We start from the raw sequence: 14,958 nt of genomic DNA on the forward strand, positions 1-14,958 counted from the left end.
ATGTCGGTGATGTGCCGCTCCCCGCCCGTACGCGAGCGGGGAGCGGCGCAGGGGTCACTTCGAGTGGAAGACCCAGACGCCGGAACCGACCTGCCGGACCTCGCCGGAGCCGGGGACGTGCACCTCGGCGGAGCTGCCCGGCGGGACGGTGACCTTCAGCCGGATGCCGCCGTCGTCCGCCTTCGTCCACTCCGACCGGGCCTCGCCGAACGGTGTCCGGTAGCGGCCCTCGGCGCGGGTCAGGTCGCCGACGACGGACGGGGCGATGAGCAGCCTGCGGAAGCCGGTCGAGCCGGGCGCCTGCCGGATGCCGGCGAGGTTGCTCGTGAACCACGCGTCGATCGAGCCCAGCATGAAGTGGTCCTGGGACTGGCCGCTGCCGCCGTCCCAGCTCTCGCCGAGCGTGGTGTTGCCGTGCACGACCTGGTAGCCGAGGCTCGGGCTGGTCGTCTGCGTCGCGATCTTGTAGATCACGTCGTCGGGCAGCACGCGGAACACGCTGGGCAGCGAGATCTCGCCGAGCAGCAGGTGGTACCCGGCCGCCTGGATGCCGGCGACCAGGTGGTCGAGCAGCCGCTGCCGCTGGTCCGACGGGACGGCGCCCATGTCGAGGGCGAGCGCCTCGGCGCCCTGGCCGCCGCCGGCGAACGTCCCGGTGTTCGGGTCGTAGTACTTGTCGGCGAGGGCCTTGGCGCTGGCGTCCGCCTTGGCCCGGTAGGCCGCCGCGTCATCGGTCTTGCCGAGCGCACCGGCGATCTTGGACATGGTGTCCAGGACCCGCCAGTAGCCGTACGTCCCGGAGACGTACTTCGGGAACGTCCTGTCCGGGGTGTACCAGTCGCCGAGGCTGTAGTCGGTCAGCCCGCCCACCGCGCGGGCCTCCAGGTAGGAGGCGTACTTCTGCATCGCCGGGTAGTACGTGGCCATCGTGTCGGCGTCGCCGTAGGTCTGGTACAGGTTCCACGGCACGACGACGAACGCGCCGCCCCAGTTCGGGTCGTCGCGGTACGCGCCGGCGAGCACCGTGTAGTCCGGCACCGTGGACGGGATCAGGCCGGTGTCGGTCTGGGCCTCGGCCATGTCCCGTACGACCTTGCGGAGCTGGGCCGCCAGGTCGTAGTTGTCGACGAGGGAGCCGTAGACGAGGTGGTCCTGCTCCAGCCAGCCGAGTTTCTCCCGGCTCGGGCAGTCGGTGAGGATGCTCTGCGTGTTGTTCTCGATCGCCCGGCGGATCAGCGTGTGGATCCCGTTGATCACGTCGTTGGACGAGGAGAACGACCCGGCCGAGGCGTTGTCGGCGTGCATCGCCAGGCCGCGGACGGAGACGGTCGCGCCGTCGGGCACGCCGCGCAGCTCGACATAGCGGAGCGCGTGGTAGGAGAAGTGCGGGTGCCAGGTCTCCGTGCCGTCGCTCCCGGTCGTGTACTCGTCCCAGATCGGGGCGCCGACGTTGCTGGTCGACTGGTTGGCGCGGCCGTTGGTGAGGCTCTCGGACGGGTACATCCGCACGGTCGTCCCGGCGGGCGCCTGGATGGTCAGCTCCGGCCAGCCGGCGATGTTCCGGCCGAGGTCGAAGACCTGGTAGCCATTGCCGGACCCGACCTTGGCGCCTTGGAGGGTCTCCTGGACGCGCACCGGCTCCTGGAGGCGGCCCGTCAGTGCCCCGCCCGGACCCGGCACCGCGATGGCCTGGCCCCAGCCGTCGCGCTTGGCGCCGGGGCGCTCCCAGCCGGTCGGCTCGCGCCGGGCGTCGAAGTCCTCGCCGCCGTACCAGTTGGAGAAGGTCGTGCCGCCGAGCGTGGTCTGCCAGTCGGTGCCGCTGACGATGCGGCGCACGCTGCCGTCGGCCAGGGTGACCTCGAGCTGGGCGATCAGCTCCGGGTCGCTCTGCGTGAGGGCGAATTTGCGGTACCGGTCGACGGTGGAGATGACGTTGGCGGTGCCGTTGCCGAGCTTCATGCTGATGGCGTTGTCGCCCTCGCGCAGCAGCTTCGTGACGTCGTACGTCGCGTACGGCACCTGGTCGGTGACGTCGGTGTTGCCCGGTTCGAGGACGGCGTCGCCGACCTGGCGGCCGTTCAGCGCGGCCTCGTAGACGCCCTCACCGGCGACGTACAGGCGGGCCGAGCGGATGCCGGACGGCAGCGAGAAGTCCTTGGCGAAGATCGGCATCGCCTCGGGGACCGGCGACCGCGGCGGCTCCTGGCCGGTCACCGTCTTCTGCGTCGTGAACGTCCCGCCCACGTCGTCGGCGGTCGAGACCGAGTAGTCGACGGGCGCGAACGGCACCTTGTCCCCGGCCGCCGGGACGTCGGTGCGCGGGAACAGCAGCACCTGGTCGAACGTCTTGGCCGACTTCAGGTCGACGGTCAGCGTGATCGGCTTGGCGGAGACGTCGTCGGAGGTGTGCGCCGAGCTGGACCAGCCCGCGAGCTCCTGGTCGGTCGTCTCGGTGCCGTCGGTCAGGTACTTCGGCAGGTACTTGTGGTTGACCTGGTTGCCGGTGTCGTTGCTGGTGACCGTCGTGTTCGCGGCCAGGTTGGCCCCGGCGGAGTCGCGGACCTCCAGCTCCGCGAGCTGCAGCCGGTAGGTCTTGTCCGGCAGGTTCTCCACCAGCGGCAGGCCCAGCTTGGTCACGTTCAGCCGGACGTAGCGCGCGGTCGTCTCGGGCAGCTTCACCACGATCGGGTCGGGCCGCTTCTCCTTGAACCGCCAGTCCGGGTGCGTGATCCACTGACCGGACCAGTCCTTGGCCGAGGTCAGGCCGGTCTCGAACCACACCGGGTCGCTCCAGTCCGACACGCCGCCGTGCGTGGTCCACACGCGGACCCGCCAGTACACGCGGGTACGGCTGCCGAGCGCCTTGCCGGCGTAGTCGACGCGCTGGTCGGCGGAGGCGACCCGGCCGGTGTCCCACAGGTCGGCGTGAGCGAACCCGTCCGCGCTGGTGGCCGCCTGGATCTGGTAGGCGTTCTGGGTGACGTCCGTGCCGGAGTTCGTCAGCTGCCAGGTCAGCGGCGGGGTGGTGTCCTCGATGCCGAGCCGGTCGGACAGGTCGCCGGCGCGCAGCCCGGTGACGGCGGGGTCGGCGGCCGCGAACGCGGGCACGGCCGTGGCCGTGCCGCACGCGGCCACGATCGCGGCGACCGCGGAGATCCGCCGCAGAGGGGTGGTGCTCACGAGTTCCTTCCTTGGGCGTGCAGGGCCGCGACGTCGGCGGCGCTCAGCGCGTGGTTGTAGACGCGGAAGTCGTCCACCTGGCCGTGCAGGTACGGGTGGCTCTTGTTCTGCGAACGGCCGAGGTAGTTCAGCTGGGTGACGCCGAGCAGCAGCGGGCTCATCACGAGAGCGTCGTTGCGGCCGGTCTCCGCACCGTCGAAGTACAGGACCGCGCTGCCGTCGGCGATGGTGACGGCGACGTGGGTCCAGGTGCCGGCCGGGATCGGGCCGGCGGCGTCGACGTAGTCCTCGGCGGACATCCCGGCGATCTTCATGGCGAAGCGGGCCTTGCCCAGGCCGGTGCGCACGGTGAGGAACAGGTAGGTGTCCTTGTGATAGCCCAGGTCGAAGACGCGGGCCGAGTTGGCGAGCTCCGCCGGGTTGACCCAGGCGGTGATGGTCAGGGCCGCCATGCCGCTGATCAGGCCGGGCGGCAGGACGACGTGCCCGTCCTTGCCGTCCAGGGCGACCGCGCCGTCGCCCGACCAGGTCGCGCCGCCGACGAGGGTGGCGTCCGGCCAGGTCCCGGTCTCGTCCTTGGACGTCGTACCGCTCCCCTCGTCGAAGGGATAGCGCGCGGTCAGGCGCGGCTTGGCCGGGCCCGGGGGCACCGCCCAGTACACGGTGTAACGCTGGTGCTGGATCTCGGAGAACGGGATGAGGGTCACGTCGGAGCCGCCCGCCTTCGCGGTGAACGTCAGGTCGTCGCCACCGGGCCGTACGGACGCCGGGTCGATCGCCGGGATCGTCCTGAGCTGCGTCGTGCCGTACCCGCCGGCGAGGACGACCGGGCCGTAGCTGAGCGCCTGGACCTGCGGGTTGTCCGGGGCCTTGCGCCAGTCCAGGCCCATCGGCAGCGTGACCTCGACGGTGTCGCCGTCGCGCCAGCGCCGCTCGATCCTGAGGTACTTCCCGGAGGGGGCCGCGCCGGCGTTCCGGCCGTTGATCCGGACCCGGGCGTGGCGCGCCCAGCCCGGGATGCGGATCTTCATCCTGAACCTGCCCTCCCCGCTGACGGTGAGCCGGGTGGTCTCCTCGTCCGGGAAGCGGGTCTCCTGGCGGATGCGCACGCCGCGCTCGGCCCACCCCAGCTCGGACGGGATGAACAGGTTGACGAACAGCGTGTGGCCGGTCCGGAAGTAGATGGAGTCGGCGAACTTCGTGTGCGTCTCCATCCCGGTGCCGTGGTCGCACGAGAAGTTGGTGTAGTCGCTGCTGTAGCTGCCGGGGTCGGCGCCGAGCCCGCCCTTCACCTGCCGCTGCGTGCCGGGCCACAGGCCGGTGTAGTAGGTGCAGAACCCGTGCGCGGACTCGGGATCCTGCTCGCCGAGCATCTGGTTGTACAGGGTCCACTCGTAGTAGTCCATGTACTCCGGGCGCTGGTCGTGGAAGAACAGCAGCCGCGTCAGCTTCAGCATGTTGTAGCTGTTGCAGTTCTCGCAGGTGTTCTCGCCGAGCTGGGAGACGATCTGGTCCGGCGGGCAGAACATCTCCGCGTTGGCGTTGCCGCCGATGGCGTAGCTGTGGTGCTCGACGACCGTCTTCCAGAAGAACCGCGCGATCTCGAGGTAGCGGGTGTCGCCCGTGGCCTCGTACTCGCGGACCGCACCGATGATCTTGGGGATCTGGGTGTTGGCGTGCAGCCCGGCCAGCCGGTCCTCCTGCGCGGCGAGCGGGCCGAACACCGCGTCGTGGTCGAACCGCTGCGCGGTGCTCAGGTGCGCCGGGTCCCGGGTCAGCAGGTAGAGGTTGGCCAGGACCTCGTTCATGCCGCCGAACTCCACGCGCAGCACGCTCTGCATCTGGTCGTGGGTCAGCTTGGACGTGCGGGCGTCGGCCCAGGCGGCCATGCCCTTGAGCACGTCGAGGGCCTGCCTGTTGCCGCTGAGCCGGTACTGGTCGAGCAGTCCTGCCATGATCTTGTGCAGGGTGTAGTACGGCGCCCAGGGGCTCCCGCCCGCCTCGAGCTGATCGAAAACCTTTTCCTCGAAGGCGGACAGATACCCGGTGGTGTAGCCCGCGGCCGGCGCCGCCGCCTGGCACTTCGCCAGCTCGCCGACGATGTAGCGGGCCTTGGCGGCGTACGCGTCGTCGCCGGTGTTCGCGTGCGCCTGCGCGAGCGCGGACAGCAGGTGCCCGGTCGAGTGGCCGCGCAGCTGGACGTTCGGCGCCTCCCAGCCGCCGCACGGCTGCGCCGTGGACGGCAGGCCGACGTTGACCCGGAACATGTGCAGCAGCCGGTCCGCGTCGACGAACTTCAGGTACGCACAGGTCCGGGTCATGTTGTCGGAGAACCGGCTCGCCAGCAGCGCGACCTCGCTCAGCGGGAACGGCGCGGCGGACGGGGCCGCCGACGCCACGGCGGCGGCCCCGTCGGCGGCCAGCGCCGTACGGGCCGGCGAGGCCAGGCCGACGGCCGCGACCGCGCCGCCCGCCGCGCCGAGGAACCCGCGCCGGGAGAACGGCGTGCTCATCCCCCTAGTGCTCGTCCCCTTCGCGCTCATCCGCTTCCGCGTGGTCACTTGCCCCCCAGCGCCGTGGTCTTGATCGTGTAGTGACCGGCGGTCAGGCCCTCGAGGTAGACGTACCCGCCGTCGGTGTGCGCGCCGTAGGCCGTGGCCCTGGTGCCGTTCCAGGCGAGGTGCCCGTTGACGAAGACCTGGATCCGCTTGCCGAGCGTCGGGACGCCGGCGCGGCCGGTCGTGCCCTTCGGCGCGGCGAGGTGCGCGCTGAACTCGCCCTTGTGGATCCGCCAGGAGGCGTCCACGGGACCGTGCTCGGTGGTCACCCGGCCCCGGGTGAACGTCAGGGCGGCCACGTGCGGGATGAAGTGGAACGTGGTCCCGCCGGGCGTGTCGGGGGCGACGCCGAGGACGTAGGAGCTGAGCGCCGGCGTCGGGCCGGTCGCCCAGCCGTGCGCGAGGCTGACGTAGTTGCTGCAGAACAGGCACGTGTCGCCCGCCCGGTAGGACTCCCAGAACGTGCTCTGGGTGCCCTCCGGGTTGTTCAGCATGTAGCCCCACTCGCGGCGGATCAGGTCCACGCCGGCCTGGTCGGCGGCCTGGCCGCCCGCCGCGAAGTGCGCGTTGACCTCGAGCGAGCCGGAGAAGACGCCGGGGTTGCCCTTGTTCTCCGGGGCGGTGGAGCCGACGTCGTTCCAGTTCGTGGTGAGCTGCGCGCTGATCCGCCGGGCCTGGTCCGCGTCGGCGAGGCCGTACCAGACCGCGATGGAGTTGCCGTCCTGCGGGTGGATCGTCTGGGTCGGGTAGTACTTGAACGCCCCGGCGGCGTCGTCCCAGAAGTACTTGTTGATCGCGGTCTTCAGCGCCGCCGCCTTGTTCGCGTACGACGCGGCGAGCGCCGCGTCGCCGCGCGCGGTGGCCAGTTCCGATCCGGTGTTCAGCACCCGCCACAGCAGGGCGTTGGCGGTGAAGTTCTCGCCCTTGGTGAGGATGCGGACCGAGTCGCCGGTGCCGGTGATGGACAGCAGGCCGTTCGCGTCGATCTTGGCGAGGCTGTAGTCGACGCCGAGCCTGTAGGCGTCCCAGACGCTCGTCAGCCACGCCGAGTCGCCGGTGTAGCGGTAGTAGTCGTAGCTCGCCGACAGCGTCCACAGGTGGTAGGTGTCGGAGCCGTACTTGTTCATCATCGGGCCGGAGTACGGCAGCTCACCGGTGCTCTTCTGGTGCTGGAAGATCGTGGTGAGCGCGTTGCGCGCCGAGACGGTGTCGTTGAAGGCGGCGTAGGCCGTCGGGATCTCGATGCCGAGGTCGCCCGGCCAGACGGTGCGGTCGCGCTTGGCCCCGTCGACGAGGATGGTGTCGCCCACGCCGACGTCGCCGGTGTTGTCCCACAGCGCGGCCGGCGGCTCCCAGGTGCGGCCGGTCTTCGGGTCGATCGTGTTGAGCTGGACGGTGTAGGCGCCCGCGTACCAGATGCGGTTCAGCAGCGGGTCGCTGGAGTAGAAGTAGTTCGCGTACTGCGCGGGGTTCTTCATCGCCGGCGCCGCGGTGAAGTGCACGGACACGCCGTCGAGGTCGACGCTGCCGTCCGAGGTGGTGAACAGCGTCAGGTAGCGGAAGCCACCGCGCTGGTACTGGGCGGGCGTGGTGTAGGTGGTCGGGCCGTTCACGTCGGCGTAGAGGTTGCCGTCGATCTTGCGCGGCCCGCCGGTGGAGGCGTCGGTGTCGGTGCCGGCGTAGTCGGAGGACTCGCTGAACGCCAGGCCGACCCGCTGAGCGCCGTCGGAGCCGGCGAAGTGCAACGTGACCAGGCCGCCGACGTCCTTGCCGAAGTCGAGGGTGAGGTACGAGCCGTTGCCGCTGATCCGGGTCGTCTCGCCGCTCAGGACGGCGGACGGGTCGGTCACGGTGCCGTTGGTCTTGTAGATCGCCGTGGGCCGTACGGTCCGGGTCTTCGGCGAGAGGTTGTAGGCGTCCCACGGGTGGGCCCCGACCGCCTTCGCGGCGGTGGTCCCGGCGAGGGCCGGCGGGACGGTCAGGGCGGGCGCGGCCAGGGCGGCCAGTCCGGCGACGGTGAGGGCGAGACGGTGGCGTCGCTTCCAGGGGCTCACTGCGACCTCGGATTTCTGGTGGTGCGGAAGGGTGAATCTGAGCGGGGAGGGCCGGGCCGGGCGCGGGGAGACGGAGGATCCCCGCGCCCGGCCCGGGGTCGGGAACCGGCTAGGCGATCACGGCCTGCGCGTACGGGACCAGGCTGACCGGGCCGATGAGCCCGTACGCCTGGCGCGACGCCACGCCGTAGACCGTCGGGTCGGAGACCCGCAGCCGGTTGTTCAGGGTCGTCGCGACCTCCACCGTGATGGTGTTGGTCCCGGCCCGCAGGTACGGGCCGACGTCTACGACCGGGTTGATCTGGTCGACGGGCGGCAACTGCTTGCCGTTGACCGTGACCCGGCAGGTGTCGAAGACCTGGCCGAGCTGGAGGTACGCGCCGTACGCGCTGGTCCAGGGCCGGGGCAGCTCGACGGTCGTGGTGTAGCGGCCGATGCCCGAGACGTCCGCCAGTTCGGGGATGCTCGGCCATGGCTGCAGCGTGTCCAGGGTCAGCTGGTGCATGACCGTCTTGGTCTCGGTCGCGGACGCGCCGGGCTGCAGGTCCTCGACCTCCAGCTGCCAGCTCGCGGGCGTGATCGGCGCGGGGACGTCCGGGATCTCCGTCCGTACCGTCGTGCCGGTGGACAGGGTGGTGGCGTAGGTGCCGCCCTTCGTCGCGCGGGCCATGAGCTTGCCGTCGGCGAGCACGACCTCGGCGGCCTCGGTGGCGGTGGCGTGCGTCCGTCCGGGCGCGTCGCCGAGGCTTCCGGGGCTCGCCAGCGCGACGATCATGACCTCGCCGGGCTGGAGGGCGACCCGCAGCGTGACCTTGTCGCCGTCCTCGGTGTAGAGGGCGACCCGCCGCACCTCTCCGGTCCAGGGGTCGAGGAGGTAGGGCACGGCGTTCTTGTGGTTGCGGGTGAAGGACACCTGGTGGTCGATCGGCGCGACCGCGGGCTTGACGGTCTCGGCGTGCTTGCCGTTGCACAGGTAGTAGTAGTCGACGTTGTCCTTGTCGTCGTACCGGTGGAAGTTCAGCAGCGTCGAGCTCTGCGCGTAGGACACGTCCGGCGTGACGCCGAGGGCGGCGAGCGCGGCCGGCACGTCGGTGAGGGTGGCGACGACCTTGACCTTCGGCTGCTTGAGCAGGTCCGCCACGACCGACCGCAGCGTGGCGTTCTCGGCGTCGGACCCCACGCCCGGCACCACCGGCGCGGACCAGTCGCCGAGCAGCAGGATCGGCAGGCCCGCCTTGGTGAACCTCAGCAGCTTCTGTGCGACGCCGAGCTGCAGGGTGGAGTCCATGGTGTAGAAGTGGTCACCCTCGATGAAGACGACCTTGTACTGCGGGCCGTCGGGGGCGAGGCGGCCGCTGTGGACGTCGGCGTTCGGCAGGTCCAGCAGCGGCGCGCTGATGAACTGGTGGTTCCAGCCCAGCGTGATGCCGGTCGCGGTGAACCAGGACACGCCGATGCCGGTCTTGGAGTACCCGGTCTGCCGGAAGACCGCCACGTCGACGCGCGGCGTGCCGGTCTGCAGCACCTGGTGGACGCGGCGCAGGTAACCGGAGATGTCCTTGATGTGCCGCCAGGTGGGCTGGCGCGGCCCCCACGACTCGGCGTACCCGATCGCCCCGCTGTACGGGGTGAAGGCGGCGTAGCCGGGCCACTTCACGTTCGGCGCGGTGGCGTAGGAGAACCCGTGGATGACGCTGCGGTTCAGCCCGGCCGCGTACGCACCGCCGACGGTGAGCAGGAACTTCTTCCACGTCGTGTTGTACGCGCCGCCGGTGTAGGCGCCCATCTCGCCGGACAGGATCTTCCGGCCGGCCATGTCGCGGCCGCCCGCCAGGCTCCGCCAGTCGTCGAGGTTGTGGAACCCGATCGACTCGCCCTCCGGCACGTCGAGGATCCCCGCCGAGGCGATCGCGTCGGTGTTCAGCCCGTACGGCTGGCAGCGGAACTCCAGGCCGACCGAGTGCGCCCAGTCCTGCAGCGCCGTGATGTGGTTCTCGTTGAACAGCTGGGAAATGACGTCCCAGTAGTCGTAGCGGACGCGCCGGGTCAGCGCGGCCTCGTACGCGTAGAGCTGGTTGCCGTTGTCCTGCGTGATCGCGGGCAGGTACGGCAGCACCGAGTAGCCCTTGCGCTCGGCGAACTCCGCGGGCAGGTCGGGGGTCCACATCAGCGCCTTGGTCTCGATCTCGATCGAGTCCTCGAACAGCGTGGCGCCCGCCCGCTTGATCAGGTCGCGCACCGACGGGGTGAGGATGTGGCTCTCCCAGAAGTCGGTGACGGCCTTGGTGCCGGCGGCGCTGAAGTGGTCGACGGCGTAGGCCGCCGGAACGGTGTGCGGCCCGGACTCCGGCGTCTGCGCCGAGCCCCGCTCCCAGTGGCTGATGATCACCCAGGAGCCGTCGGACGGCGCGGTCCAGGACAGCCGCCCGTTCGACACCTGCCCGGTCAGGTCCTGCACGGAGGCCAGGTCCAGGCCGGTCTCCTTGCGGGTGGAGTTGGCCGTGTTCACCCGGGCGGCCTGCACGAGGACGAGCTTGCTCACCTTCGCCGCGGAGGAGGGCGCCCGGCTCGGGGCCGGGACCGGGCCGTTGTACGTCGCGCCGGCCGCGACGTTGACCGCGCCGTACGCCAGCTCCTTGACCGCCGCGGTGTCGTCCGGGGTGATCGTCGGCACGGCGGCGGGCCAGGACGGGCCGATCGTGAGGTCGATCGTCACGCCGCGCCGCTGCGCCTGGTCCAGGGCCGCCTCGACCGCGGCGACCCACGCCGGGGTGCCCCAGCCGTGCCCGGCCGGGTCGAGCACCGACTTGTCGGCGATGCTGTGGTGGACGGCGGCGATCTCCGCGCCGGCGAAGCCGGCGTCGGCGATCTGGTCCACCTCGCGGCGGATCTCGTCGGGGTCGACGTTGCCGTCCGGCCACCACCAGCGGAACTTTGGCCCCACGGCCGTGTCGGGCCGGGCGAACCTGCCGGCCGTCCCGGTGCCCGCGGCGCGGGCAACGGCCTCACCGAGAGGGGAGCCCCAGGTGAGGGCCGCGGCCGCGGTGACGGTGCCGGCCGTCAGGAGAAAGCCGCGGCGGCTGAACCCGCCCGCCGGCGATTCGGTCTTCATCGATGAATCCTTCGGTGCTGCAGGGGTTGTGCTGAGATGCCGGTCACGAGGCGTAGCCCTCGAGTTCGATCACCCGGCTGTACTTGTGGTCGTTGGAGTCGTGGACGACGACGCGCAGCGCCGACGCCTGGACGGGGTCGAAGGTCCGCTCGACGGTGCCCGCGGTGTTGCCGCTGACCGTCGCGACCGTGCGCCAGGTGTCCCCCGTGCGCACCTCGAGGTCGAAGTCCCGGATGCCGGACTTGGCCGCCGACGACTTGGCGCTGTCCAGGGTGAGGACGCGCACCCGGCCGAGGGTGACCGGTGCGTTCCACGTCGCCGTCAGCGTGTCGGGGAACTCGCCCGCGGTGTCATCGTTCCAGCCGCCGACGCCGTTGAGCCAGACCTCCGAGTCGGTTCCTCCGTCGTTCGCCCAGGCGGGGGCGGAGCCGCTGTGGGTGCTGGAGGCCGACATGGTCGCGGCGCGGACGAGGTTCGAGGTCAGGGCGACCGGCGCGGACGCGCCATCGTCACCGGCCTTGAGGGTGACGGTCCCGGACGAGACGCCCGTGTCGTCCTGCTTCAGCGTGACCGGGATCTGGACGGAGCCGTGCGCCGGGACGCGCACCGGGCCGCCGGACACCGAGGCCGTGAAGCCGGCCGAGGCCGAGACGCCCGGGCGGACGGTCACCGCGCGGTCCTCCAGGTTCGTGACCCGGAACTTCGCGGACGTCGCCGATCCGGGCAGGACGGGCACGTTCACGCCGAACGGCGGCTCGACCGCCAGCTGCTGCCGGTCCTGCGTGGCGGAGGAGGCGGTCACGGCGGTGAAGGACCAGTGCCCGGAGCCGACCTCGTAGACGCCGTGGCCGTTCTGCACGCCGACCCACTTCGCGCCCGGGGTGGCGGTCACGTGGTCCCCGCCGAGGAGCGGGACCTCCACGCGCGCCGGGGCGCCCGGCGGCACGGTCACGTCGAGGTGCAGCGTGCCGCCCTCGCGGCGCCAGGAGCTGGCGACCTGGCCGCGCGGCGTCTCGTACGTCCCGCTCGCGCTCGTGAGGTCGCCGACGACCGCCGGGCGGATGACCAGGTCGGTGAAGCCGGCGCCGCCGTCGGCCTGCCGGATGCCGGCCAGGCCCGCGTTGAACCACTCGTCGATCGCGCCGAGCATGAAGTGGTCCTGGGAGCCGTAGCCGGTCGGGCCGTCCCAGTACTCGGTCAGCGTGGTCGCGCCGTGCACCACCTGGTAGCCGTAGCTCGGCGCGGTGACCTGCTGAGCGATCCTCAGCAGCACGTCGTCCCGGCCGGCGGCGGACAGCACCCGGAACACCGCGGGCAGCGCGATCTCCCCGACGGTCAGGTGGTAGCCCTTGTCCTCGATGGACGTGACCAGGTGGTCGGTGACGGCCTGACGCTGGTCGGCGGGCACGACGCCCATGTCCAGGGCGAACGCATCACCGGCCTGGCTGCCCGATCCGTACGTCCCGTCCTTGAGGTACTTGGTGTTGAACGCCGCGGCGATCTTGCCGGCCGCGCTGTCGTACTTGGACGGGTCCTCGCCGAGAAGCCGGGCGATCTTTCCGAGCGCGACGGCGTCCCGGTAGTAGCCGTAGCTCGCGGCGATGCCGACCGGCGTGGAGGAGTCGGTGCCGGCCCAGTCGCCGTAGCCGTAGTTCAGCAGGCTCCCGCTCGCCTTCGACGTCAGGTAGTCGAAGTACCGGCCCATGGCCGGGAAGTAGGTGCGCAGCGTGCCGACGTCGCCGTAGGACTGGTAGTGCTGCCAGGCGGCCATGATGATCGCGCTGCCCCAGTTCGGGTCGTCGCGGGCCGAGCCGCTGAAGACGACGTACTCGGGAGCGATGTCGGGCACGTGCCCGTCGGGCAGTTGGGCCTCGGCGACGTTCTGCAGGAAGTCGCGGTAGTAGGCCTCGACGTCGAAGTCGCGCGCGACGGACCCCTGCACCAGGTGCGTCTGCTCCAACCAGCCGAGCTTCTCCCGGTCCGGGCAGTCGGTGAGGATGCTGAACATGTTGCCGGCGATCGACGCCTGCGTGATCTTGTGGATGTCGTTCAACAGCAGGTCCGAGCTGCTGAACGTGCCCGCCGCCGCGTTGTCGGCGCGCAGCACGATCGCCTCGGCGTCACCCGTGGTAGGCGCCGATGGCAGGCCGGTCACCTGGAGGTAGCGGAAGCCGTGGTAGACGAAGCGCGGGTGCCAGGTCTGCGTGCCGCCGCCGGCGAGGGTGTAGTGGTCCTCGACGGGCGGCTGCCGGTCGCCGCCGGCGATCATCGTGCCCTGGTCGACGAGGCCGTCGTCGCCGAGCCGCTCCCCCGGCTTGATCGTGAGGGTCGTTCCGCGCGGCCCGCTGACGTGCAGCACCGGCCAGCCCGAGACGTTGGCGCCCATGTCGAAGACGTACGTCCCGGACTCGGGGTGGGTGATCGCCACGGTGTGCTCCCGGCCGACCGGGACGATCGGCGGGGACGTCCGCGCGGCGACGGCGATGCCCGGGTCGGCGGTCTCGACGGCGGGCCGCCAGCCGGACAGGTCCGCGCCGGGGGCGTCCCAGCCGGGCCGGTCGCGGCGGGCGTCCTCGTCCTCGCCGCCGTACCACTGCGAGAACGTCGTCGGTCCCAGGTCGCTGCGCCAGGACGCGTCGGTGGCGATCCTCTGGGTCGTGCCGTCCTTCAGCGTCACCTCGAGCTGGGCGAGCAGGCGCGGCGCGCCCTGCGCGCCGACGTACTTGGTGTACCGGTCGGCGGTGGGGGCGACGTTGTAGGTGCCGTTGCCGAGGCGGACGCCGATCGCGTTGCCGCCCGTGCGCAGCAGCCGGGTCACGTCGTACGTGGAGTAGACGACGCGCTTGCGGTAGTCGGTGTTCGGCGGCTCCAGCACCGCGTCGCTGACCGGCCTGCCGTTGATGGTGGCGTCGTAGAGGCCGAGCGCGGTGATGTAGAGCCGCGCGTCGCGGACGTCCTTGCCCAGGTCGAACTGCTTGGCGAGGATCGGCAGCGGCGGAAAGTCGGTGTGGTAGGCCGGCGGCGGCTCCTGGCCGGTGACCGTGGTGACGGTGCGCAGGTTCGCGGTGTCGTCCCCGGTCTGCACGGTGAAGTCGACGGGGAAGTTCGGGGTCTTCCCGTCGTCGGTCATCGTGTCGGTGCGCGGGTAGAGCACGACCTGGTCGAAGTGCCGGGTCTGCCCGAGGTCGAGCTGCACCCAGATGTCGTGGCCCGGGTCCTGGGACTTGTAGGCGTTGCTGGTGTAGCCGAACGGCGCCTGCTCGGTGCTGAGCGACCCGTCGGTCAGGTACTCCGGCTCCCACTTGCCGGGATAGCTGCGCACGTCGGAGGCGGTGGCGGTGGCGCCCTCGGCCAGGTCGGCGTCCGGGTGCGCCGAGTCTGCGACGACGATCTCGGCGAGCTGCAGCCGGGACAGCAGCGAGCCGCCCTCGACGATCGGCAGCCCCAGCTTCGTGACGTCCACCCGGACGTACCGGGCGTCCTGCGCGGGCACCTTGACGGTGACGGGCGTGGGCTTACGATTCACCCACCGGTCGTCGCCGATCCACTTGGCCGACCAGTCGTCCTTGGCGGTCAGGCCCATCTCCCACCAGGCCGGATCGCTCCAGGCCGAGACCCGGCCGGCCGCGTCCCAGACGCGGACGCGCCACCACACGCGCTCCCGCGACTTCAGCGCCGCGCCCCGGTAGACGGCGCTCGCGCTCGTGGCCGCGACCCGGCCCGAGTCCCACAGGTCGGGGTGGTCCAGCCCGTCACGGGTGGAGGCGGCCTGGACCTGGTAGGCGGCCTGCGCCTCGTCGTGGCCGGGCGCGGTGAGCCGCCAGCTCAGCGTCGGCGTGGCGTCGTCGATGCCGAGCGCGGTGGCCAGCGCGTCGGTGCGCAGGCCGGTCGCGCCGAGCCGCGCGGCGTCCGCGCGGGCCGGCGCTCCCGGCGCCAGGACCGCGGCGAGCGCGAGCGCGACCGGCACCAGCAGCCGTGGCATCCCGCGCATGTGTGCGGTGATCGTCACACCTTCTCCTCGAAAAGAACGTCCCCCGACGTGTGCGTGGTGGCG

General features: G+C 71.4%; 5 protein-coding genes. All 5 read right to left on the reverse strand.

Annotated elements, in window-relative coordinates:
• Positions 1-54: 54 nt before the first annotated feature.
• Positions 55-3,180: a family 78 glycoside hydrolase catalytic domain gene (locus NE234_RS28275; protein ID WP_252783713.1), complete on the reverse strand. Its 3,126-nt coding sequence runs from the start codon at positions 3,178-3,180 to the stop codon at positions 55-57.
• Positions 3,177-5,693 carry a glycoside hydrolase family 127 protein gene (locus tag NE234_RS28280; RefSeq protein ID WP_252783714.1) on the reverse strand — a complete coding sequence of 839 codons (2,517 nt, stop codon included), beginning with the start codon at positions 5,691-5,693 and terminating at the stop codon, positions 3,177-3,179. Before NE234_RS28280 ends, NE234_RS28275 begins: the two co-directional genes overlap by 4 nt.
• A 44-nt stretch (positions 5,694-5,737) precedes the next feature.
• Positions 5,738-7,792, reverse strand: a complete 2,055-nt coding sequence (locus NE234_RS28285; RefSeq protein WP_252783715.1) for an alpha-L-rhamnosidase-related protein — start codon at positions 7,790-7,792, stop codon at positions 5,738-5,740.
• 109 nt (positions 7,793-7,901) lie between these two features.
• Entirely contained in the window at positions 7,902-10,904 is a 3,003-nt protein-coding gene (locus tag NE234_RS28290; protein ID WP_252783716.1) for a glycosyl hydrolase, read from the reverse strand.
• A gap of 43 nt (positions 10,905-10,947) precedes the next feature.
• Positions 10,948-14,913 carry a family 78 glycoside hydrolase catalytic domain gene (locus NE234_RS28295; protein ID WP_252783717.1) on the reverse strand — a complete coding sequence of 1,322 codons (3,966 nt, stop codon included), beginning with the start codon at positions 14,911-14,913 and terminating at the stop codon, positions 10,948-10,950.
• Between the last annotated feature and the right edge of the window lie 45 nt (positions 14,914-14,958).

It is taken from the genome of Actinoallomurus rhizosphaericola (assembly GCF_024055675.1).
GTDB classification, from domain to species: Bacteria; Actinomycetota; Actinomycetes; order Streptosporangiales; family Streptosporangiaceae; genus Actinoallomurus; species Actinoallomurus soli.